Source organism: Paenibacillus sp. FSL F4-0243, assembly GCF_037963295.1.
GTDB lineage: Bacteria > Bacillota > Bacilli > Paenibacillales > Paenibacillaceae > Paenibacillus_AQ.
The window spans coordinates 687,073-710,474 of record NZ_CP150151.1 but is presented as its reverse complement, the minus strand read 5'-3'; the positions used below and the strand labels follow the sequence as shown (position 1 = coordinate 710,474).

Below are 23,402 nucleotides of genomic sequence, written 5' to 3'. Positions count from 1 at the left end.
AGCACCCAGGACCATAGCCCTAAATCCAGGACAATGCGGGTTGCTCTGCTCTTCTTAATCGTAGCCAGGTCATTACGGTGACCTCGTAGAAACTTCCAGGCCAATTCCCGGAAATATACGAAAGAATTATGTTGTTGTGCTCTATCATTTTAGGTGGATAGCACGTGAGTTGTCAATGATAAAAAACGAACATTTTCGACTTTATTTTTTCCATTGTTCGTAAATCATGCATTTTCATGCTTTTATCTATCTTCAAACTCGTTCTATCAATGCAGCTTATTAACTATCCAACCACTTTTTATATGGGTATATTTTACTATGTTTCTAATTATTTATTTCTGGTGTACTGATAATTATGCCAAGAGTTGGCTAAATGCCCTATCGCTAAACAAACTACTGCAATACTCAGCCAAATGGATTTGCCCCAAATCGCTGCCAATCCGAATGCACATACTGGGAGGACTGCCATCGGGATCGGAATAATTCCTAAAGGGTCCCATAACAATTTATATTGCCTCCCCTTAACGAAATATCGAATCCAAAGACCATAATAAATAGCAATCAACAAGACAATAAAGACAGCAATTACGCCAAACTTTACCTGTTGAAAGTTATCCTGTGACATCGCAAGAATACCTATACAACCCAATTGTCCTGCTCTCTCCAAGAGGGTATAGATTGGTTCTGCATCTCGCAAACCCGAAGGTACATTTTCAGGTGGAAACTTAATCATTAGCAAACTTGGGGCAAGAAGGATTAATGCCATTAGTGTGCCGAGAAGAGAAAATCCCATGTTAATTTCTCCCTATGATAGATTTTTCCCATTTTATCACATTCATATTGAGCAGCTATATAGCGTCTATCACATTTTTTGAATACAAAAAAAACCTGCAGCCCCTTCTTCAATAAGGAGTTGCAGGTGTTTGTTATCGCAAAAAATCCTTTGAGAAAAATTAGCGAGTGGATGCCCAAAAGGCCAAAGCAAACATTGTCCAGTCATTCATCACGTGCACTATAAACGATGTCCATATATTTTTAGTCTTAAGATATGGATATAGCAGAACGATCCGTGCAATACCAATACCGAGAATAGCTTGGACAATATTCCAATTATACGTTGGTAAATGGTATGCCCCAAATAAAATAGCTGAAACTATGCAGGCTAAAATTATAGCAGACTTTCTACTCATCTTAAGTTTCTTAACTCCAAATGATAGCACGACCAAGAATGGAAGTATCGTGATTAATTCTTCACCAAACAGCATCGGGATCGTTCTCAAGAAGAACGGAATTGCATCAGCAAAATTACCATTGAAACTATCGGTTGCGGGATTAGCGCTCGTACTAAACAATTTCGTAATAAGGAAACCGACAATACCTGTCACAATCAAATTCGCAACGTAAGTTCCAAGAATCAAAAGAATATCTTTAGCTACTAATTTTCTGAATAATGATGTCCATTGACTTCGTGCCACAAAGATTACTGCTGCTAAAGGAAAAATCACATTCATAAAGGGCTGTACATTGGGACCTCCAAACATAATAAGAAACAGAGCAAAACCAACCGCGACAGAAACGAGAAAAATGAGGCTGCTCTTCAAATTTAGACTAGGCGATGACAGTTCACTGTAGAACGGGAAATCATCATTTTTACGCTCAAATCTGAAAAAATCACTTTTATTATTCATAATAAATCAAATCCTTCCAAGGAAATATAGAACTTATGCTTCCATTAATCCATCTAACGTACTTACATCATAATTGCTTTTATGTCCCATTTCGACAAAGGTCTTATAAATAGGACCTTAAATTGAAGAAATTTCCAACGGATTCGATTTATTTACTAATATTTCCAATCAGCTCAAAACACCACAATGAGCAGACTTTCAAATATCAAAATTTCGTAATCAAATTAGATTCTCTCTGAAATATAATAAAAGCTCACGATTTCAATAAGAGGGTGGCGAACGAATTGAATACCTACGGTGAGGTTGTTCGAAATATACGGACCAATAAGGGATTAAGTCAAAAAGAAGTGTATTTAGATATTATCTCGAAATCATATGCCATTGAATTTGAAAAAGGAAACCATGAGATCACATTAAGGCTGTTAGAACAAATTTTAAATCGACTTATGATGGGGATTGATGAGTTTTTCTACATTTATAGAGGTTATAAACTATCTAAACACGATACATTTACCAACAAATATTCCAAAGCCGGAAACAATAACGATCTCGAAGCATTAATTGAGATTTATCAAGAACTACATCAGAGAGAGGATCTGACCTCAAAAATTCATCTGGCAGAAGTCAGGTCTCGTATAAGATTATTGAAGCACTTTAACTTGACGGGTCAGTTTGAGAAGAATGTCATTTTGACAGAAGATATCGAGACGATCACTAACTATCTCAACAATCTCCAATCCTGGACCCTCCAAGAAATGCAGCTGTTCACAAATACTTTAAATTACATAGATTACGATCAAAGAGATATACTCTTTCAAACGCTTATTAAGTCTATGAAAAAATATGAAGCTCACGAACGCGGACGAGATGTCATATGTGTAATGCTAACCAATATGATTTACGAATTAATTATGATCAATCAAATAAGCTATGCAGAGATCTTACTAGAGAACTTAAATAATATTAGCAGTCCTCAATATCAAACGCTGTTCTTTAAGATTGTATATAAGTATTATAACGGTCTAATTAAAATTAAAAGAAACAGTAAAGAAGAAGGAACGAAGCTTGCTCAATCAGCAATCGATGTATTATATGAATTTGGCGAGCCCTATCAAGCTAAAACATTAGAGTCTATATTGTCACAGATCTTACAATAGATTTTTAGCAAAAGTCCAATATTTAAGACTTTCCAGCTAGTTGGAAATACATAATAATCTAGTAGAACTTAATTTATAATAAAAAAAGTCGAAAACCCTAAACTACAAGGTTTTTCGACTTTTTAAGTCTATTCCCACTTCATCATTACTTTGTATTTAGATCAGCTTGAGCAGTTGATCTATTCGTTGAAGCGTAAAGGTCGCTTCCTTGCTGTTCACCGCGTCACCTACCGCCGCAACTTCCATTCCTGCATGGACGCCTGCTTGCACTCCGGCTACCGCATCTTCGACAACCAGGCATGCGGATGCATCACATTCCAGCTGACTTGCCGCGAGCAAAAATACTTCCGGGTCCGGCTTGCTTCTTGAGATTTGATTACCGTCGACTACGACGGCGAACCAATCTAACAAGCCTACTTGTTCAAGAATGAACCGCGCATTCTTACTGGAGGACCCTACAGCGGCGGCGACCCCCTTCACCTTTAATCCTTCCAAGGTCTCCGTTACACCGGGTAAGATGTCAGCAGGTGAAAGCTGCTCCAGAAACTTACGATAAATCGTATTTTTCTCCTCTGCTAACGATTGCTTCTGCTCATCTGTAAATTGTTTGTCCGAAGCACCGGATAAAATAATATCCAGACTCTCCATGCGACTCACACCGCGCAATCGGTTATTGACATCCTCATCGAAAGGAATGTTCAGCCGATCTGCTATTTGCTTCCAAGCCTTATAATGAAAATGATCCGTCGATACCAGTACACCGTCAAGGTCAAATATAACGGCACGCATCATAGTCTGGCTTCCCAATAGCCGCAGAACGGATCGACCGGATTGGTTCCTTTAAATTCAGATTTGCCTTGGATTTTGTCAACGATCGCATTCAAGGAATATTCATTTCCTGAGTATGCATTGATGAACGTCGGAATACGCGGCACATCCTGCAAATGGAAAGGGTTCGCCACGGATACGAACATCGTTGGCAATTCTTTAATAAACCATGGAATATCCCCACCATATGGCGGTGTATAGTTAATACGCAGATCTGTCTTATTACTCGCTGTCGCGTAGTTCGCGAAGTAAAGCGCGAAGTCATATTGTTTCACATAATCCCGAACCGACATGAACATGACTTGCATGTCCATCGGATCATGGACGGTAACTTCAAATCCAGCATTCCGCAGCTTCTCTACGAATGGCTTATGGGTTCCTCCCGCGGAGAAGCTTCCTTCCTCATCACCTAACACGACGAGCAGCATTCTCTTATGCGTTTCCGGTGTAACCGGTAGTAATTGCTGCGTATCTTTCACTAATGTTACGGATTGGTCGGCGCAAGCCTGTGCCCATTGGTGATGTTGCTCAGAACCAATGACCGCTAAAGCTGACTCATCAGGAACCAAGGTATTCGTACGAGCTTGCTCATGCAATCTTAAAGATGCCTTCAAGCCAAGAATACGCGTTACAGCTTGGTTCAAGCGTTCTTCCGTCAGAATGCCGTTACGAATGCCGCTTAGCATATACTCTAGATCTTCCTCGAAGTTCCGATTGAAGAGGAAGATATCGCATCCCGCAGCAATCGCTTTTGGTACAGCCAGCTCACGACGTTCTGCTATTGTAAATCCGGCCATTAACGTGGCATCACTGACGATAACACCGTTAAAGTTCAGCTTCTCGCGCAGCAAATTTTGTAGAATTTCTGACGACAACGAACTTGGAAGCAAATCCTCATCCTTTAATTGTGGATTAAAATGACGTTGATAGGCTGGCTGCATAATGTGTCCGACCATGACCGTATTAGCACCTTCATCAATTAACGTCTGATATACATGTCCAAAAGTCGCATCCCACTCTTCTGTGGAGAGTGAATTTATAGATGTCAGTAAGTGCTGATCCCGATCATCGACCCCGTCACCCGGAAAATGCTTAATCGATACCGCCATACCGTTCTCGTGGGCTGCCTTCATGTAAGCAAGTCCCATATCAAGCACGGTCTCTGGACGATCGCCGAAGGTACGAACATTCGTAATCGGATTGCGGAAATTCATATTAATATCGACAATTGGTCCAAAGGACCAGTTCAATCCCACGGCTCTTCCTTCACTACAAGCCACAGTCCCTAGCTTATACGCCATATCCGGATCATTTGTAGCCGCCACTTGAAGCTGCTTCCCGAAGTAAGTGCCTTCCGTTGCAACCCCATCTCCCCCATTTTCCAGGTTCGCTGCGAGAAGCATCGGTATCTTACTGTTCTCCTGCATGGCTTTATGCGCTGAGCGGATCTCTTGCGCTGGACCCGGACGATACATTAATCCGCCTGGCTGGTATTTTTTCACCATATCGATCAAAGCCGCGTTGTCACCCATCCCTACCGGGCAAAAGAGCTGTCCGACTTTTTCTTCTAACGTTAAGCCTTCTAATGTTTCTTGTACCCATGTAATATCTTGTTCGTTCAGGTTAAATGGTTTCTTCGTCAAATCTACTTGATGTAGCATATTGTTTTCTCCTCTCGATATCATTGAATTTATAATGCAATGTTATTGCGTGCTTTCAAATCTGCTAGCATTTGACTCTCATCTTTATCTAAGGTATAGAACAATAGTGCGATAATGGCTAAGACGTAACAAACAATAGGAATCCAAATAAAATTTAGTTCGATGGCCCGCAATGCCGAAGCCGTCTGCACTGCTCCCGCTTTATAACCGCTAAGTCCAAGCATCCAGGCGGATAACGCGCCGCCAATACCCATACCGAACTTTACACCGAAGCTTGAGGAAGCTGTCAGCAAGCCTTGTGCACGAACCCCTGTTTTCCACTCGCCGTAATCCACGGTATCCACGATCATAATGAACAACAATCCGCCTGCAAAACCGCCACCAAGACTAACAACGACACTTCCTGTTATTAGTAATGTGATGCTGCTCGCTTGATCTCCCATGAACATGATCAGCTGACCGATAATTGAAACGATTAATCCGAATATCATGATATTCCGTTTACCTAATTTTTTGGTTAAGGACGGCACGATGACTAAGGTCAAGATCATGACTAGGTTCAAGCCCATTACCATTGGAATCAGGTCAGGTCTTTCAATTTTATACGTGAAATAGTAGGTTGTCGTCTGGGTCTTCATGATGTTCGCCACCCAGAAAATAAAGTTTATAAACAACATGATTGCCCACGGCCAATTGCCTTTGATCGCTTTCATGCCCTCTTTGACCGGTAAAGATTTCTGAGAAGAAGCGGATACTACACGCTCTTTCGTATTGAAGAATGCATTGATGAACAGCACAAATGCAATTGATGCAAAAATGATCATCGTCCAGGTAAAGCCTTTGGCATCATTGCCTTGCCCTAATTTATGAACAATCGGCAATGTAAAGGTCGTTACGGCAATGGTCCCTACCATGGCAAACAGGACACGAATCGTACCAATAACCGTTCTCTCTTGCGGATCACTCGATAGACTGGGCAGAATAGAAGTGACCGGCAAATTGATACCTGCATATAGAATCCCTAACAGGATATAGGTCACGTAAGCGTACACAATTTGTCCCGACGGACTAATATCCGGTACAGAGAACGTTAGCACAGCGATAACGGAAAATGGCAAGGCTAACCATAGGAACCATGGACGCGATTTTCCCCATCTGGTATTTGTCTTATCGATCATGATCCCGAAGAAAGGGCTGTCAAAAGCATCGATAACCCGGGCGATTAAAAATAATGTACCTACAGCAGCCGCACTCATTCCGATCGAATCTGTGTAGTAGAACAACAGATAGGTTGTTACTACTTGAAAGACGAGATTGGATGCAGTATCGGTAAGTGAATAGCTGATTCGTTCAAACCATGGTACTTGTTTGGTTGACATATGTGTTTACCTCCTGCTCATTATCATGCTTTCATTATAGTAAGCGCTAACAACAATAACTTCCCGCTATTTATCCCTGTTCCATCGCAAATTTAACCTCTTTGAAACCTACTTAAGCTTTGTGGAATTGTAGTAAGGTCAAATATGAACCTGTCAGAGGACAAAAAAGACCCCTACATGCCTGCTAGGGGTCGATTTATCATAGATTAGATTCTTTTCATTTCATACAATTGGACTTCATGCGGTGAAAGTTCTGCTTTGAGATTAAATTGCTGATCGATGAGTTGAACGAAAATTTCCCGTTTCGGAAGACTTACACTCCTTAGATAGGAAATATCCTCCGAATGAAGATGTACGGGGTGTCCCATGTCCACCCAATGATCGTAGGAGCTGCCCCATTGGCGGTTCAACACTGTTTTGCGAATCTGATAGCTGCCTGGCGCAAGGCCCAACAATTCCAAGGTAAGCTCGAGCGGATCGTTATGCTTGAAAATGCGATAGCGATCGTATTCATTCAAATGAGAGACGTCATTACGACGATACAAGGCATCTGTATGTACATAATGGAATAAGAGCACCTGAATCTCATTTCCTTGTCTCGTAATACAATAGTTCTCGCCGCGCTGGATCATCTCAGAACCTAATTTGGCAAGCATTTGATAAGCGTGATAAGCAGCTTTCTCAATCCCGTTGTTCGTCATCAGCCCGAGTCCGCCGTGAAACACTTGATTCGGCACAAGAAACTCTTCCAGAAAATCTGTACTCGTCCAATAACAAAGACTATCCACTTGGTCGATCGTATCGATGACGTTCTTCACGATATAAGCGGATTGATAGCATGTATCATGAATCAAGTCTCGTTGGTTGCCGCTCGAATTCCACTCCGTCAAGTGAATTTCCTTGATATTTGCTCCGGATTCAACAACTATATCACGCGCTTTGACGATGACTTGCGATAAATAATCTTCAGCCGCCGACAGTGTCCAATATTTCGACATTTCCTCTGCCGTCCAAACGAATTCCTCCGACATCCCCCCATCGAGCTGCATGGCATCGTAAAAAATCTGATCGAACGGGTAGCTATGGAACGATATAAAGTCGGGCAAACAATGGTTTTGCATGCAGAAGTACAGAAAATCCTGTAACCAAGTATCATTAAGAATCGTTGGAGACAACAAGCTTGGCCCCCCCATTCTAAGCTTGGGATACTTCCGGATCACTTCATGGGTTGCCTGATAGAAGGTGAAATACTGCTCTTGAGTCCCGCTCCAAAAGGAGATGACATCAGGTTCATTCCATACTTCAACATACCAAGTAGTCACCTCTTCAACACCGTATCGCTCGATACAGTGGTCCATCAGTGCTTCGACGAGCCCCATCCAGCGCGTTAATTGATTGGGATAGCTGACATTGCTCTTTTTCACGAAAATTGTCGCATCACCAGACGCCAGCTTCGAAGGCATAAACCCAAGCTCGATGAACGGCTTCAGGCCTATGCTCAGGAAAAAGTCAAATAGCTGATCCACATAAGTAAACAGATAATACGGCTCGCCTCGTCCGTTCTCATGATACACCATCATCTCGTCGTCGAAGATGCCATGAAACCGGATATAGGAGAACCCGATATCCTTCTGAAGCTGGATGAGCTGCCGCTGCACCTCTCCGAATAAACCCTCTTTCGCTTTGCCAATCGAAGTCAATTTTCGCCAAGTATGCATAAGCGGCGTTGAATTATTTACATCGAGGTGGATGCTCTCTGTCTTTACGACCATTTTATCTTGCATAATAAAGTTGGATTCCTGAGATTCGCTCGGCAAATATTTGAATAGCTCCTTGAAGGCATCCTGTTGATTCATTTCCAGATAATTAGGAGTCTTCGATGCTCTGGCATTCGCATAAGCGGACATATCTCCCGCGCGCTTCGCGCGATACTCTCTCGGTGTTGCTCCGTAAAACTCTTTGAATACCTTATTAAATGATTTGATACTGGGAAATCCGTTATTCAGCGCCACTTGGGTGATTGTTAAATCACTGTAATTCAATTCATCTAAAGCATGCTCCATACGCACACCGTTAAGGTATTGAGAGAAGGTCGTACCCAAAAACTTTTGGAAAAATCGAGACAAATAGTGCACCGACAAAAATTCTTGCTCAGCAATCTCTGTTAAAGAGATCGGCTTCGCATAATTATGTTGAATGAACTCGGTAATGGCCAAGAGGCGATCCATGAACTTCACATCGGATGATGCATCTTTGCCCTGCAAAGGCTTGGAATAATATTTAACAAGATACGCCATGAGCCGGAACAATAAACCTTTCAGCTCCAGTTCATAACCCAGTGCTTGTTTCGTATACGTCAGCATCATGTACGCCAACATCTGCCGGATCGGATCGAACTCGATCTGATGCTGATGGTCGTATAGATAAGAATCACAATGGAACTGCAGCTCTTTAATTACTGTAAACTGCTCTTCTATATAAGAATGAGACACCTGCAGCGCTAAGATCAAGCTGTTCTCATCGCCACTGATCGAATGAACCTCCTTCGAATTAATAACGGTAATGGCTGATTCGTGCAGAAGATGCCGCTCTTGTTGCCGAAACAACTCGATCGTGCCCTTCAGGACAAAAATAATCTCTAAATTTTCATGCCAATGCATCTGAACATGATTCGGGCGATGAAGCAATAACCGGAACGGAGTATAACGATTGGTTGTGATGACCTCATAGGTAGTTTTCATATGGACATTATTCCACATTTTTTTCGTACTTAGCAATCAGCTAGAGGGTGGTGATGAATTTTGCTGCATAAGGGATTCTTGACTTTTTTATCATGATTATTTTCTTATCCTGAGACCAGACCTGCTGACCTCCAGAAAAGAAGCAAAGAATAAGGATAAAGCAGATAAGTTCCCTATATTTTTCACTATCCTACTTTTATTATAATGGGGCTATCTGATGTAAGGAGGATTTCCATGATGACAGCAAAAAATTTCGTATGTTCCTCAGCAGAACCCATTGTACAGACCAAAGCTGGAAAAATGAGAGGCTTTCAGGTCAACGGCACTTATACCTTTCACGGGATAAAGTACGCAGATGCCAAGCGCTTCCAGATGCCCACAGAGGTAGCCCCATGGGATGGGGTTAAGGATGCACTGGCTTACGGTTATGTGTCTCCCATGCTAACCCAGGATCACCCCCAAATGGAAGTGCTGGTTCCTCATCGTTACTGGCCTATGGATGAGAATTGTCAGTATCTGAATATCTGGACTCAGAGCCTTGAACCGCAGGCCAAAAAACCTGTTATGGTATGGCTGCACGGGGGCGGTTTCGCAGCTGGCTCTTCTATTGAACAGGTAGCTTATGAAGGAGACAAGCTTAGCGAGTTCGGCGATGTGGTCGTAGTAACCTTAAATCACCGATTGAATATTCTGGGATACATGAACCTGTCTGCTTTTGGAGATAAATACGTCAATTCCGCTAATGCCGGAAATGCCGATATGGTAGCAGCTTTAAAATGGATTCAGGAGAACATTACAGCTTTCGGCGGCGATCCGGACAATGTGACCATCTTCGGACAGTCTGGTGGCGGTATGAAGGTATGGACACTAATGAATACTCCGGCAGCAGACGGCCTGTTCCATAAGGGCGTTATCCAGAGCGGATTAATTGATGGTTTTTTGGACACCAGCAAGACCGATAGCACCGCCATTGTAAAGGCACTGTTGGCAGAGCTTAATTTGGGCGAGGCCGAAGTAGAAAAATTGGAAGCGGTTCCTTATCCTCAGTTAGCTGAAGCATATAATAAAGTTGCACCAGCGCTCGCAATGCATGGGGAATACATTGGCGGCAATCCTATGCCTAATGAATTCTATGTAGGCGATCCAAGAGAGGCGGGCTTTACCGAGCATGCGAAGACCATTCCGGTATTGATTGGTAGCGTATTTGGTGAGTTCGCTTTTGGTCCCGGTGTTCCAAACAAGCAGGACGTGTCTGAGGAAGCCACCATGGAGATGCTGACTCAAAAGTATGGCAGTCATACGGAGAAGCTTGTCACACAATTTAGGGAAGCATACCCGGATAAACACTTGTCCGACCTGCTATTCTTAGATACCTTCTTCCGTATTCCAACCAAGGACTTTATTGAGAAGAAATCCGTACACGAGGAAGCTCCTACCTACTCCTACTTATTTGCTTATGAATTTCCTTTTGAGGGCGGCAAGATAGCATGGCATTGCGCTGAGATCCCTTTCGTATTCCATAATACGAAACGTGTTCCCGTGTGCCTCATTCCGGGAGTTTCCGATCGGATGGAGGAGCGCATCTGTGGGGCATGGGTAAGCTTTGCACGCTATGGCAATCCTAACATCCCTTCCCTTCCCCAGTGGCCGGCATGTAAACCGGGAGATGAGTCTACCATGATTTTTGACCGCAACTGTGTAGTAAAGCATAATTTTGATCATGCATTGATGGATACTTTATTGAAAACGAACCCGAAGCTGCCTTTCCTGCCAAACAATGAGGCCGAAGAAGAAGGATTTATTTTGCATTAAGCAATCCCCCTTGAAAAACTCTTTGATTCGGGTCAAAAAAACTCCCTTCTGTCTGCTAAATGTCGCAGATAAAAGGGAGTTTTTCTAATCCATTATTATTGGTTAACCTTTAGACATATTTAATTTTAAATTTGAGAACTGCTGTGGAATATAAAATTTATTATACATTAACGGATAATCTGGCTCTGTTTTGTCGTAAAGGGTTTCTAGTAGTAAAAAGCACTCGTTCTGCCCCATTAATTTATCTTTCCGATCTGCTAAGTTAACGGTATGCGTATATTTTATTTCAATATTCCCATGGTTAGCATCTACATAAGCCTGATTCTCTAGAAAATCCAGCATTCTCTCTTTACTATCAAGATCCAAAGATAACCTCTCTACTGTTTGCATAGACATAAAAGTAAAAGCGTAAGCATGTAGCTCTCCTCCTGCTCTATACAAACGTTCCAAAGCTACAACTGTAGCTGAATCTCTTCTTAATACTTGTTTGGTATGTTCCGTTTGCGGGTCCAGCCGATAATGTAGATCTACTTGGTCAAATGCGCTTATATGACATTTATGCATGGGGTTGCTCAGTTTCTCTAATTGAGTATCCTCTTGGTTAAAAGAAGATTCAAGTACAAAGTTCCCCTTACCACGAACATTTCTTACTAATCCATCATCTTGCAAAAGAACTAAAGCTTGCCGTAAAGTAGCGCGACTAACCCCTAGTTTTTTGGCTAAATCCGGTTCTGAAGGAAGCTGGCTACCTACGAGGTATTCTCCTTTGTTAATCTGAAGAAGAAGCTCATCATATACATTGATATAAAGCGGCCGTTTCAATTTATCTAGTTTATGCGTGTTCATTCATCTGATGTCCTTTTCTCCCCATTATGACACATCATTTTTCAAGCGACAAGGAATGTCATTCTCTGCTTCAATCGCAACGTAAAAACCTCCAAAAAGAAACTTTGGAGGTTTTTATGTGATATCAATTATTTAAGAAATGGCAGGAAAGACTCACCGTTGTCTGGCATATCAACATCAAAGTTATCTGCTATAGTCGCACCGATATCAGCAAAGGTATCATGCTCAGGTAATGCGCCACTGCCCTTTAATTGCTTGGAATAGACTAGGACAGGAATAAACTCACGAGTATGGTCTGTACCAGGGAAGGTTGGGTCATTTCCATGGTCAGCCGTAATGATTAACAAATCATCTTCTCGGATGGAATCGAATACCTCATCTAATCGTTTATCGAATTCCTCTAATGCTCTTCCATAGCCTTCCGGATCACGACGATGACCGTATAAAGCATCGAAATCAACTAAATTCAAAAAGCTCATTCCAGTGAAATCTTTCTTAATTACATCAAGCAGTTTATCCATACCATCCATATTGTCTTTTGTACGAATGGATTCTGTAACGCCTTCACCATCGAAAATATCATTGATTTTACCAATAGCGATGACATCATAACCTCCGTCTTGCAAGCTATTCATAACCGTTTTATGAAATGGTTTCAAGGCATAGTCATGACGATTGGAGGTTCTCGTAAATTTCCCGGGTTGGCCTACATAAGGTCTGGCAATAATACGACCAATTAAATAGGCAGGGTCTTTGGTGATTTCCCGAACCTTTTCACAAATATCATATAACTCTTCTAATGGGATGATTTCTTCATGAGCTGCAATTTGCAGAACCGGGTCAGCAGAGGTATAAACGATTAGATCCCCTGTTTTCATTTGATGCTCGCCATATTCATCAAGGATAGCTGTTCCACTTGCAGGTTTATTCGCTACTACTTTTCGGCCAGTTATGTCCTCGATCTGTTTAATTAATTCGTCGGGGAATCCATTTGGATACACATTAAAAGGTTGATCAATATTTAAACCCATGATCTCCCAATGACCTGTCATAGTATCTTTCCCGACTGATTTTTCCTGTAATTTAGTATAATAAGCAAGTGGTTTCTCAGCTTTTGGAACACCCAAAATTTTTTCAATATTAGATAGACCCAATTTGGCTAGGTTGGGCAGATTTAATCCATTCATATGTTCTGCAATGTGTAATAGGGTATGGGAGCCAACATCGTTAAATTGATCCGCGTCTTTTCCTTCTCCAATGCCTACTGAATCCATGACGATTAAATGTACACGTTTAAATTTCTTCATTCTACTCTCATCCCTTATCTAGTAATTAAAAATAATATAACCGGAACGACTTTACATAATAGGCTTCCAATATCTCATGCTGTATAAACTTTATATCGTTTACATTAGTTTCACATAGAAGGAAAGCATTTATGCTAACTCTAATGCGATCTCCATCATTTTAGTAAATGCAGTTTGGCGTTCCTCCGAAGTGGTCTGTGCTCCTGTAATAAGATGATCACTCACTGTTAGAATGCACAGCGCTTTTACACGTGCTTGGATAGCGTTCCAATAGAGGGCTACAGATTCCATTTCAACACCCAAAATCCCTACATCCTGCCACTTTTTATTAGCTGCCTGATCCGCATTATAAAATATTTCACTGGATAAAATATTACCAATATGAACCTTTTGTCCTTTATCATCTGCTATTTTCTTAGCTTTCTCCAAAAGCTCAAAAGAAGCCGTTAGTGGATATTGTCCAGGTAAATTATATTGATGACCATAATTGGAATCCGTTGCAGCTCCCATACCAAAAATTACATCGTATAGCTCAATGTTTTCTTGCATTGCACCACAGGTACCAATTCTGATTAAATTCTTAACTCCAAATACATTGATTAATTCCCAAGAATAAATTCCCATGCTCGCTGGACCCATTCCCGTACCCATAACAGAGATTTTCTTCCCTTTGTAAGTACCGGTATATCCTAACATTCCTCTTACCTCGTTAAAGCACTGGTAATCTTCTAAAAAAGTTTCCGCAATGAACTTAGCTCTTAAAGGATCACCAGGCAACAGAATCGATTCAGCGATCTCTACCCCGTTCGGTTTAATATGAGGTGTCTCTTTGGAAATAGTCATCATTTTGATTGGCCCCTTTAGTAGAAAATGTACTTGTTTATCTTGTCTATTTTTTAGACAAGTACAATTTATCATAACTTTTCGAGGGTTGCAAGCCCTTTCAACAAAACGTGTTCATGAAAGATTTGTGAAAACGGCGTCTCCAGCACAATCCTTTACTTGAGAAATAAAAAAACTCTCTTTTATTTGCTAAATAACGCAAATAAAAGAGAGTTTTTTTGAAATCTATAGTTGCACCGATCCTATTCCCACTCGATTGTTGCTGGTGGTTTCGAAGTAATGTCATACACTACGCGGTTTACGTTCTCAACTTCGTTGACGATACGTACGGAGATTTTCTCAAGGATATCCCATGGGATACGCGCCCAGTCAGCCGTCATGCCGTCGATGGAAGTTACTGCGCGCACACCTACTGTGTAGGAATAAGTACGGGCATCCCCCATAACACCAACACTCTTCATGTTAGGCAGGGCAGTGAAGTATTGCCAAATTTCACGGTCTAATCCCGCTTTAGCAATTTCCTCTTGCAGAATGTAGTCAGAGTCGCGAACGATAGTAAGCTTGTCCTCTGTTACTTCACCCAAGACACGGATAGCAAGACCTGGACCAGGGAAAGGTTGACGCCAAACGATAGCACGTGGCATTCCCAGCTCTTCACCCAGTTTACGAACCTCATCCTTAAACAAGGTATTTAGTGGCTCGATCAAGCTGAATTTCATGTCTTCCGGCAAACCGCCCACATTGTGGTGAGATTTAATCGTTTGTGCCGTAGCTGTTCCGCTCTCAACGATATCCGTATACAGTGTACCTTGTGCAAGGAATGCGAAATCTCCGAGCTTAGCCGACTCTTCGTCGAAGCAGTAGATAAACTCGTTACCGATGATTTTACGTTTTTGTTCAGGATCTTCAACACCTGCAAGCTTGCTCATGAAGCGCTCGCGTGCATCGATTTTCACGACATGAATATCGAATTTACCTACGAAGGTCTCCATAACACTTTCAGCTTCACCTTTACGCAAAAGACCGTGATCAATAAACATACAAGTTAATTGGTCACCGATTGCACGGTGAATAAGCATTGCAACTACGGAAGAATCTACGCCACCGCTAAGTGCGCAGAGTACTTTTTTGTCTCCAACTTGGTTACGAATATCTTGAATAGCTTCATCAATAAACGATTCCATCGTCCATTTGCCGTCGCAACCGCAAATTTGATACAAGAAGTTCGAGATCATCTCATTACCATGTACAGAGTGACGTACTTCTGGGTGGAATTGAACCGCGAACAATTTACGCTCATCATTGCTCATTGCCGCGATTGGAGCACTTTCAGTTCCTGCCTCCAGCTTGAATCCTGTTGGAAGTTCAACTACATGGTCACCGTGGCTCATCCATACCGTCTGACGGCTCTCTAGCCCAGCAACGAGTGCAGTACCTTCTTCAAAATCAATATCGGCTTTACCGTATTCACGTTTAGCGGAGCGTTCCACTTTACCGTCAAGTTGGTGAGCCATTAGCTGCATACCATAGCAAATACCGAAGATCGGTACTCCTAAATCATAGATCGCTGGATCTACATGTGGAGCATCTTCAGCATATACACTGCTAGGGCCACCAGAGAAGACAATCCCTTTAGGTGCAAGTGCTTTGATCTTGTCTACTGGCGTATTGTACGGCAAAAGTTCGCTGTATACTCCCAAGTCCCGAATTCTGCGCGCGATAAGTTGGTTGTATTGTCCCCCAAAATCGAGAACGACGATAATTTCATTTGGCTTATTCATTACGAGCCTCCCTTGATTATTGGATTCATTATACTCATGGTTAATTCTCATCGTCAAGGAAAGGAGAACACACTTCTCATAATAGGAGAGAGTTAAACTTCATGAAGAACATTCCTTTCCATGGAAGGAATTGTATAGCAGCATCAGCTGTTCTGACCGATTAAGTTAACCGGAAGGTGATGATCAGGCATTCGCGTATAAACGCGGACGCATCATGAGTAGTAAGCTCGCTGATCTCTGCAGGTGATGCTGACGCCGCAGACATTGCAGGGATTGCAGATATCATCGACCTTGCTGAAATTCTAGACGTTGCAGGCATTTCGTTCGCGGGATCGGCTGCGACGAAGTCTGAAGTCGCGGGCGCGTACGCCAGGGTCTCCCACTGGCGTACGAACTGCCGGACGGCTTCGCTTAGTCCGGCATCGTAGATCTGCAGGGAGTCCATATACTCCCTGCCAGTGACACCAGGCGGCGGCGGTCCATACCGCTCCGCCAGCCCGTGCCAAGCTAGAGAGGCAGCGCGCAGCTGCCTCTCGCGGCTCATGCTGCTGGCGCTGCGCGCGGCCAGCAGCAGAGCCAGGCTACGCCGCCAGCGCCAAGCGGCGGCGGGAAGCAGCGCCGCGGCAGCGAGCGGCGCAGCAGAGGTCCCGCCCGCCATCGGCAGGGCGGGCAGGCCCGCGCTTCGCGCAGCTTGCGGCGCGAGCGAGGCTGCCGCAGGCAGCGCCGGTGCGGCGAAGCCTGCGGCAAGGGCGGGGCCAGGCGTTGGGTCGAATGGGACCCAACCGGCGCCGGCGAAAAAGACCTCCACCCAAGCATGGGCATCGCCCTGGGTGACTAAATACTTCGCCGGCATAGTATCGTCCTGCAAGGTCCCAGGCCCAAAGCCTTGGACATAACGAGCAGGAATTCCTGCACTGCGCAGCAGTACGGTCATAGCTGTTGCAAAATGAACACAGTAGCCTTGTTTCGTCTCAAATAAAAAGTGATCCACAAAATCAGATCCGGATGGTGGAACCGTTGTGTTCAACGTATAGGAATATCCATGTTGTAAGTAATCCTTAATGGCAGTTACAGAGTCATAGCGGTTACCTGAAGAAGCTGTAAGCATCTCCGCCAGATCTCTCACTCGTACGGGTAACAAATCTGGCAATTGCAAATACTTGCCCATAATGTCCTGAGGATCGCTACTGCTTAAACCACGAAGCAGTACTGGATCGCTCTCAGGAAGTAAGGACTCCACTGAATATTCTGTGATCCGTGCAGAGCCTATTGAATCAGGCAGACGAAAACTCTCTCTGTCTATGTTAGACAGCACATATCCCAGTTTACTTCCGCCCAAGAGTTCAACCGACTCAACATCAGTTATTATTCCCGCATTGAATAAAGGAATTCCTCCGGAAGAAGGGGTGGCAAATTGTATCCGCTGTTGAAGTGTTCGTTTCCTAGTTTCACCGCTTAGCATCAATGAAGGATTCTTTGGAATACCGGACAGATTAAGCGGCATAAACTCTTCGCCCCCCCTGATCCATCGGCGGCCATCATAGTAAGCAATGCTCTCACCTCGCCAGTAAGTACGCTCGCTAGTTATAGCTGTAAAGACTGGTTCAGTATTGCGGGATAACGGGGCACCGAGTTCACCGTCATTCGAACTATACCCTGTTGTACCAGAAGTATTAGACGCCTTATCTTCTGGCAAATGGCCTGAAGCCCAAGTCTGCAGCTTCTGAAATGTCGATTGCAACGTAAGCTCGCTGGTTGGTCTTGCCCCGAGCAGCTGCCCACCGAACCATGCTGTTGCCATCACGACAATGGCTGTCGCCAAAGTCAACCCTCCCCAACGCGCATAAGGCAGTGTAGTAACTCCCTCACGTTCTTGAAGACGCAGGAGACCACTCATCGCGTGCATCCAAAAAATAAGACCCATGGATATCACAATATCCATTGTGGTATTGACGTCAAAGCCCATATCCAAGATCAGCAAGTAAATGATTGTAACTGCCGTGAATAGCACTGTACTCCCTCGGAAGAGTGCAAGCTGCTGTACTGAGGATACCAATAGCCCCCAACCTACAATCAATATCAAAAGCCTGCTAATCTCGCTTAACTGAGAAACATGTCCAGAAAGAAGCAGAATAAGATCATTCGGAATTTCGTCCGCATAAATCCCTAACCACCCTATGCCTTCGCCCCCACTGCATAAGTAAATCCATGCTGAAACAGTAATAAGAAATTGAATACTTAGCAGTAGCCACCCCGGAATCTGAAATATCCCCCATAACAGCAACACTGCCGCCAATACCATTAGAACTTGTAGCATCTTGGAGGTATCTTCTAATAAAGCAGACCTATATAAAGGGAGTAACCATTCAATAAATAGCCCCATAATGGCCAAAGAGAACAGCAAACGATAGTACAGAGGTACCTTTCTCTGCTTACCGGCATGTCTGTTCTCTATTTGCCCCAAATTGAACTGAAAGCCATTCATAGCCAGTTTTGTATCACCCGATTTTCCCTTACCGTAGTGTTGGTTTTCCGGATGATTCATGGAACTCTACCTCCCTGAATCTGAATGCTGGCAATGCATCATCCAGACAAAACATTCGTGCTCCAAGACGAGCCAAACTATCTCCGACAGTTCCCTTTCCAGGCTGGCGAGCCTCCCCTGGCTTCGGTGCTGATTGGTCCCAAGCATAATAAAGCTCCACCTTCACACCTTGCATCAAGAACTTGGCAATCACCTTGGCAGATTCCTCTTCTAGCCGTCCCGTGATAATGGCTACTGTCATCCCCGGAATCCAGCCTCGGGAGGCATCATCAAGCAGCAGCGACAGGTTTCTAGTGCCATCCAGGGAAATTTCAGTCAGAATATCCAGCACTCTCCCTGGGATTTTACCCAGACCTTCATGTCTAGCCATACCTTCTGGCCAACCGCCGCTAAACAACTGAACATAAGCACCTGAACGCTCAGCGGAGAGCATCAGCCCCATCGCTGTCGACACCGCTTTCTCAAATGCTGGAGGCGAATCGTCTCGGCTCCCACGAGGTTTAAGCGCATCTGTAGGAACCTCGTAGCTGAGCGGGTCATTAGCCAATACGATACAGGTCATTCTTGCCTTTTCCCGTTCTGGAACTTTGCTCTGCAGCGCTCCCGTTCTTGCACTATTCTTCCAATGAATTCGGCTAAGTGGATCTCCTGGCTCATAATCCCTGGATTCCAAAGCCTCATCGCTGATGCTTCTTCCCCGTCTAGAATACAAGGTGTCACCCGTCATAAATCCGCTATCTGGTACAGTTCCAACAAAGTATAAAGGCGCTGGCAGCACCTTAAAACTCTGTCCTCCATCCGGTTCAGATCTTCCCGTGAACCAACCCGGAAAATCTCCCCAAGTTACTCTACAGCCCAGCAGATGATGATTGCCGCGAGATAAATTTTCAATCGTATATGTGTATGAAAAAGAACGTTTGAATCCAGGAAATAGCAGCTTCTGATGATGGCTATCACCCCAATAATCGGCAATGGTCATCCAAGGGAGAGGCAACCGAGAAGAGAAGCTCAGCTGTACCTTCACATGAAGTGTATTACCAGCCATCGGTCTCGCAGGAGTAATTGTACGAACTAGCTTAATCGTCCGTGGACCAGAGAGCTGAAGCATAAGTCCACCGAGCATAATAACTCCAACAACGATCAGGAGAAACAGCAAAGACGGACCTCCTCGCCAAACATATAAAGCACCTATAATTCCAGCCACAGTCAGCATCCTTAACCATTCCATCAGAGCACTTCGGCTACGCGGATAAGAGAAGCTTTTGACACTTCCGGCATCTTTCTTCAATTGATCAATTAGTGATGAAGAGGACAATGGGACACCCATCCTTTGGTCATAGACTTGTTCCCAGCTCAGGAACTTATTACTATCTATTCTTCCCATGAAAAAGGGTGCCCAGACATTTGTTTTTTCTTTTTACTAGACAGCCTCAGCTCTTCTTTCAGAATGTTTTTACCCGGCGTTCTACTTCAGTAACGCTTATATTAAGCGGAGGATGACCTGTTGTCTCCAGCAGTTCTCGTAGCGATACCCAGATCGATCCACCAATCATTTCTACCCTCGCATCGATTGTCTTTTGACCCTTATCAGGATGGTTTAGAATCAATTGTTTGTTCATTACATCGGCAATGACCGCTTTCCCGTTCCAATCTATTTCTCCACTTCGGCTATTCACATCCCAGCTAACTCGCCCTCCAAGCCGTTCAATTACAGCACGAAGCGGAACCATATACTGTCCATTTCGCACGGAATATTCCCCGGGATTCAGCTTCGTCTCCAGCTTTCCTACCTCCAGAATCAATGGCTTTCCAGGCGCAAAGAGCTCCGCATTCGGTGTGATATTTGAGGCGACCCAAGCTTCTGAAGGCTTTTTCCGCCCCAAATTAGTGGCTTTTGAAGAGACTCTAAATTGTACAGGTTCTACCGTTTCATCCAATAGGCCAAAGTCATATCCAGCCGCCTTATAGCGTGCAATAATGTCCGGCAGCGCTTTGACGCTCTCTTGATGACCGCCACCATCATGTAGCAGCAAAATAACCTGGGAAGACTTCATATCTATTGTGGATTCCTTCAAAATTTCTGAGGCTGGCACGCCTTTCCGTTTAGAATCGCCGCTATCCACCGTCCAATCCATCACCTTATAACCTGCTTGCTTCAATAAATTGAAATAGGTATTATCAAAATGATCATAGGTTCCACCTGGGGCGCGGATAAGCTGTGGCCGAACCCCTGTAATCCCCTGAACAATCTCTTCAGTCTGTTTAATTTGATTCCAAAATTCCGTGAATCCACTATATAAATCATGGTAATTATGATTATAGGTATGATTGCCAATCGCATGGCCCTGTTCCCATATGGAGTCGATGAGCTCAGGATGGCTTTTCGCTTGATTACCAAGAACAAAAAAGGTTGCCTTCACACCCTCCTGATGTAAAATTTCAAGTACATTGAAGGTGTTATCGCTAGGTCCGTCGTCAAATGTAATATAGACTGTTTTTTTAGATTTTTTGGCTGCTGTGATTGCAGAACTCTTTGTCGAAACCTTGGATATTTTCTCTACCCCATTAGCTTGAGGGAGTTGATTCACAGTAAGGGCCGCACTTGAAGAGGAGTGAACTTCCGGAGATGCAGAAGCGAGGGGTTCTACTGCAGATGGCAAATCTTGCATCGTCGCTGCGGTAAGCTTATTCTTAACAGATACAGACTCCGCGCTAGCGGGCTGCAAGGATCGGAGCTCCCATGAATTCAAGTTTTTCCCTATACTCCATCCGAGCATTACGATGAATATTACAACCATAACGAGCAATCCGCTTATCAACTTTCGGCGGCTGTGTGCGCTTTTATTACCCTTCATCTTCTCTACCTCCAGCATTCTATTGGCTTAAAAGCCATTTGGTAGATTGTATGAAGACAAGCTGTAAAATAGAATAAGGCAACTGCCTCTTGGAGAGTGACAATCTTATGGAAATGCTGAGTTTTATACAAGAATTATTCACTAAATATGGATATAGCGTATTATTCTTTGGATTACTTCTCGAGTTCGTTGCCCTGCCCTTTCCCGGAGAGACCACTATGGCGTTTGCCGGTTTCCTTTCCTATACTGGGAGACTTGATTTCTTTACACTAATTGTAGTTGCTTTTGCAGGCACCACTGCTGGGATGACCCTCACCTATTTTGTCGGATTAAAAGCCGGTATGCCCTTTATCCAGCGATATGGAAAATGGTTTCTATTCTCACCTACTAAGCTAGAAAAAACACAGAAATGGTTTGAGAAATACGGAAGCTTTCTAATTTTTATCGGTTATTTCATTCCAGGGGTACGGCACTTTACAGGTTATTTTGCTGGTATTATCGCGCTTCCCTTCCGTAAATTCGCCCTATATGCTTATAGTGGAGCCGTATTCTGGGTAGTGCTATTTCTTAGCATCGGAAAGGTGTTTGGTCCACAGTGGATGGGCATCTTCCATTTGTTCGAGTCCTATGCGCTTTGGATTATTTCTGGTGGTGCAGTAATAGCAGCTCTTGTGATCATTTACCGTTATCGCAAAAACATTGGTGCCCGCCTCTTCCCTGGCAAAGCTGCCACTCGGATTCAGGCCCAGATTAAAAAACCTTCCAAGGAGCGGTGAATTCACCGCTCTTTTTACTACGTATCAACGCATACCCTGCCAACAGTATAGCAATTACAGAAAACCCTGCTCCCCCAGCAAAACCCAGCGCCCGAGGCTCCATCCATGCTTTATTTTCAAGAATTTGCTAAGATGTAGTACATCATTACATAACGAAATTATCCGAAAAGGAGGGCTCTATTTTTGAAAATTGATCGATTGCTCTCTATCGTCATTCTACTAATGAACCGGCGTCTCATTCAGGCGAAGGAGCTCGCCGACATGTTCGAAGTGTCCGTGCGTACCATTTACCGTGATATTGAAAGTATTAATGGGGCTGGAATTCCTATCGTCACCTATCAGGGATCGGGTGGTGGTATCGGCCTTATGGAAGGCTACCGGTTAGACCGCAATGTATTGACCGACCGCGAGCTGGCTGATATTTTTTCCGCTCTGCAAAGCGTCTCCTCTTATGGAGGAACTGAACACACTCTGCTCATGGAGAAGATCAGTAGCGTAATCCCGCCCTCACAGACCGCCGCTTTCCGAAGCAAAACGACCCAGCTTATCATCGATTTCTCTCCTTGGGGTCTTCAGCCTATCCTAGAAGAGAAGATTGCAACTCTAAAAGAGGCGCTGGAAGAAAACAGAACTGTGGCCTTTGATTATGTCAATGCCGAGGGGCAGTCCAGTCAGCGTTCTGTCGAGCCCTATACTTTAGTCTTAAAAGGACAAGCATGGTACTTGTATGGTTACTGCCTGCAACGCCAGGATTTCAGATTATTCAAGCTGCATCGTATGAAAGGACTCGTTAAAGAAAAACGGGAGTTCATTAGAGAAGATAGGGACATGCATGAGCTACCCTGGAGCACTGATTATCAGCGAGTGACTTCTGCCTCAGTAGTGTCGCCAATCCTTCTGCACTTCACAGCTGAAGGCAGACATCTAGCGGAAGATCGCTTTGACTCCACTGAGCTTCAACCGGACGGACATGGTGGATATAACGTGTCCATCCATTATCCCGAGGACGGATGGCTCTATGGTTTCTTGCTCAGCTTCGGAACGGCTTTAGAAGTGCTAGAGCCGGAACATATTCGTCAGAAGCTTGGAGAGTTAGCTCTTGGGGTTGCCAAAAAATATGCAACCTCGCTTTAAACCTGACGGTATGTCGTCAGATTCATAGTTCTATAATGTACTTAAAGCG

Annotated in this window: 17 protein-coding genes and 1 riboswitch; of the genes, 4 read left to right on the top strand and 13 right to left on the bottom strand. The window is 43.8% G+C overall.

Going from position 1 to position 23,402, the window contains the following annotated elements; translation table 11 throughout:
* Positions 1-41: 41 nt before the first annotated feature.
* A riboswitch (purine riboswitch) is annotated at positions 42-141 on the bottom strand.
* 187 nt (positions 142-328) lie between these two features.
* Complete coding sequence (locus NSS87_RS03165; RefSeq protein ID WP_042184714.1) at positions 329-793, bottom strand: hypothetical protein; 465 nt, start codon at positions 791-793, stop codon at positions 329-331.
* 160 nt (positions 794-953) lie between these two features.
* The gene (locus NSS87_RS03160; RefSeq protein WP_042184712.1) at positions 954-1,688 is read right to left on the bottom strand and encodes a CPBP family intramembrane glutamic endopeptidase; all 735 of its coding nucleotides are present in this window, start codon (positions 1,686-1,688) and stop codon (positions 954-956) included.
* Positions 1,689-1,960: 272 nt separating this feature from the next.
* Here NSS87_RS03160 and NSS87_RS03155 point away from each other — a divergent pair, with 272 nt between their 5' ends.
* Positions 1,961-2,845, top strand: a complete 885-nt coding sequence (locus NSS87_RS03155; RefSeq protein ID WP_339244676.1) for an Rgg family transcriptional regulator — start codon at positions 1,961-1,963, stop codon at positions 2,843-2,845.
* Positions 2,846-3,001: 156 nt separating this feature from the next.
* Here the strand turns inward: NSS87_RS03155 and pgmB are convergent, their stop codons facing one another.
* The 4 genes from pgmB to NSS87_RS03135 all read right to left on the bottom strand — a co-directional run bounded on the left by pgmB (position 3,002) and on the right by NSS87_RS03135 (position 9,454).
* The gene (gene pgmB / locus NSS87_RS03150) at positions 3,002-3,637 is read right to left on the bottom strand and encodes a beta-phosphoglucomutase (protein ID WP_339244673.1); all 636 of its coding nucleotides are present in this window, start codon (positions 3,635-3,637) and stop codon (positions 3,002-3,004) included.
* Positions 3,634-5,334, bottom strand: coding sequence for a glycoside hydrolase family 3 N-terminal domain-containing protein (locus NSS87_RS03145; protein ID WP_339244670.1), 1,701 nt, complete (start codon positions 5,332-5,334; stop codon positions 3,634-3,636). The genes pgmB and NSS87_RS03145 overlap by 4 nt, the downstream gene beginning before the upstream one ends.
* A gap of 29 nt (positions 5,335-5,363) precedes the next feature.
* Positions 5,364-6,713 carry a glycoside-pentoside-hexuronide (GPH):cation symporter gene (locus NSS87_RS03140; RefSeq protein WP_042184704.1) on the bottom strand — a complete coding sequence of 450 codons (1,350 nt, stop codon included), beginning with the start codon at positions 6,711-6,713 and terminating at the stop codon, positions 5,364-5,366.
* A 206-nt stretch (positions 6,714-6,919) separates the two neighbouring features.
* Positions 6,920-9,454: a helix-turn-helix domain-containing protein gene (locus NSS87_RS03135; protein WP_339244668.1), complete on the bottom strand. Its 2,535-nt coding sequence runs from the start codon at positions 9,452-9,454 to the stop codon at positions 6,920-6,922.
* A 234-nt stretch (positions 9,455-9,688) separates the two neighbouring features.
* On the opposite strand from NSS87_RS03135, the gene NSS87_RS03130 reads away from it, so the two are divergent.
* Positions 9,689-11,266, top strand: coding sequence for a carboxylesterase family protein (locus NSS87_RS03130; RefSeq protein WP_339244665.1), 1,578 nt, complete (start codon positions 9,689-9,691; stop codon positions 11,264-11,266).
* Positions 11,267-11,368: 102 nt separating this feature from the next.
* On the opposite strand, the gene NSS87_RS03125 is transcribed toward NSS87_RS03130, so the two are convergent.
* From NSS87_RS03125 to NSS87_RS03095, 7 genes are all read right to left on the bottom strand, one after another.
* Positions 11,369-12,112: a GntR family transcriptional regulator gene (locus NSS87_RS03125; RefSeq protein ID WP_339244662.1), complete on the bottom strand. Its 744-nt coding sequence runs from the start codon at positions 12,110-12,112 to the stop codon at positions 11,369-11,371.
* Between the two features lie 128 nt (positions 12,113-12,240).
* Entirely contained in the window at positions 12,241-13,419 is a 1,179-nt protein-coding gene (gene deoB, locus NSS87_RS03120; RefSeq protein ID WP_339244659.1) for a phosphopentomutase, read from the bottom strand.
* Positions 13,420-13,548: 129 nt separating this feature from the next.
* Positions 13,549-14,265 (bottom strand): purine-nucleoside phosphorylase, encoded by a 717-nt coding sequence (deoD, locus tag NSS87_RS03115; protein WP_042184697.1) that lies wholly within the window; start codon positions 14,263-14,265, stop codon positions 13,549-13,551.
* 239 nt (positions 14,266-14,504) lie between these two features.
* Positions 14,505-16,043 carry a glutamine-hydrolyzing GMP synthase gene (gene guaA, locus NSS87_RS03110; protein WP_042184695.1) on the bottom strand — a complete coding sequence of 513 codons (1,539 nt, stop codon included), beginning with the start codon at positions 16,041-16,043 and terminating at the stop codon, positions 14,505-14,507.
* 160 nt (positions 16,044-16,203) lie between these two features.
* A complete protein-coding gene (locus tag NSS87_RS03105; protein WP_339244656.1) occupies positions 16,204-18,588 on the bottom strand; it encodes a transglutaminase-like domain-containing protein in 2,385 nt (794 codons plus the stop codon).
* The gene (locus NSS87_RS03100; protein ID WP_339244653.1) at positions 18,557-19,903 is read right to left on the bottom strand and encodes a DUF58 domain-containing protein; all 1,347 of its coding nucleotides are present in this window, start codon (positions 19,901-19,903) and stop codon (positions 18,557-18,559) included. The genes NSS87_RS03105 and NSS87_RS03100 overlap by 32 nt, the downstream gene beginning before the upstream one ends.
* 127 nt (positions 19,904-20,030) lie before the next feature.
* Positions 20,031-21,443, bottom strand: a complete 1,413-nt coding sequence (locus NSS87_RS03095; protein ID WP_339244649.1) for a polysaccharide deacetylase — start codon at positions 21,441-21,443, stop codon at positions 20,031-20,033.
* Between the two features lie 107 nt (positions 21,444-21,550).
* On the opposite strand from NSS87_RS03095, the gene NSS87_RS03090 reads away from it, so the two are divergent.
* Complete coding sequence (locus NSS87_RS03090) at positions 21,551-22,219, top strand: DedA family protein (RefSeq protein ID WP_076285863.1); 669 nt, start codon at positions 21,551-21,553, stop codon at positions 22,217-22,219.
* A 183-nt stretch (positions 22,220-22,402) separates the two neighbouring features.
* A complete protein-coding gene (locus NSS87_RS03085; RefSeq protein WP_076301085.1) occupies positions 22,403-23,353 on the top strand; it encodes a YafY family protein in 951 nt (316 codons plus the stop codon).
* The last annotated feature ends 49 nt before the right edge of the window (positions 23,354-23,402 follow it).

Coding starts and splice junctions, on each gene's coding strand:
- NSS87_RS03165 (WP_042184714.1), bottom strand. CDS start 793: ATGGGATTTTCTCTTCTCGGCACACTAATGGCATTAATCCTTCTTGCC.
- NSS87_RS03160 (WP_042184712.1), bottom strand. CDS start 1,688: ATGAATAATAAAAGTGATTTTTTCAGATTTGAGCGTAAAAATGATGAT.
- pgmB (WP_339244673.1), bottom strand. CDS start 3,637: ATGATGCGTGCCGTTATATTTGACCTTGACGGTGTACTGGTATCGACG.
- NSS87_RS03145 (WP_339244670.1), bottom strand. CDS start 5,334: ATGCTACATCAAGTAGATTTGACGAAGAAACCATTTAACCTGAACGAA.
- NSS87_RS03140 (WP_042184704.1), bottom strand. CDS start 6,713: ATGTCAACCAAACAAGTACCATGGTTTGAACGAATCAGCTATTCACTT.
- NSS87_RS03135 (WP_339244668.1), bottom strand. CDS start 9,454: ATGAAAACTACCTATGAGGTCATCACAACCAATCGTTATACTCCGTTC.
- NSS87_RS03130 (WP_339244665.1), top strand. CDS start 9,689: ATGATGACAGCAAAAAATTTCGTATGTTCCTCAGCAGAACCCATTGTA.
- NSS87_RS03125 (WP_339244662.1), bottom strand. CDS start 12,112: ATGAACACGCATAAACTAGATAAATTGAAACGGCCGCTTTATATCAAT.
- deoB (WP_339244659.1), bottom strand. CDS start 13,419: ATGAAGAAATTTAAACGTGTACATTTAATCGTCATGGATTCAGTAGGC.
- deoD (WP_042184697.1), bottom strand. CDS start 14,265: ATGATGACTATTTCCAAAGAGACACCTCATATTAAACCGAACGGGGTA.
- guaA (WP_042184695.1), bottom strand. CDS start 16,043: ATGAATAAGCCAAATGAAATTATCGTCGTTCTCGATTTTGGGGGACAA.
- NSS87_RS03105 (WP_339244656.1), bottom strand. CDS start 18,588: ATGAATCATCCGGAAAACCAACACTACGGTAAGGGAAAATCGGGTGAT.
- NSS87_RS03095 (WP_339244649.1), bottom strand. CDS start 21,443: ATGAAGGGTAATAAAAGCGCACACAGCCGCCGAAAGTTGATAAGCGGA.
- NSS87_RS03090 (WP_076285863.1), top strand. CDS start 21,551: ATGGAAATGCTGAGTTTTATACAAGAATTATTCACTAAATATGGATAT.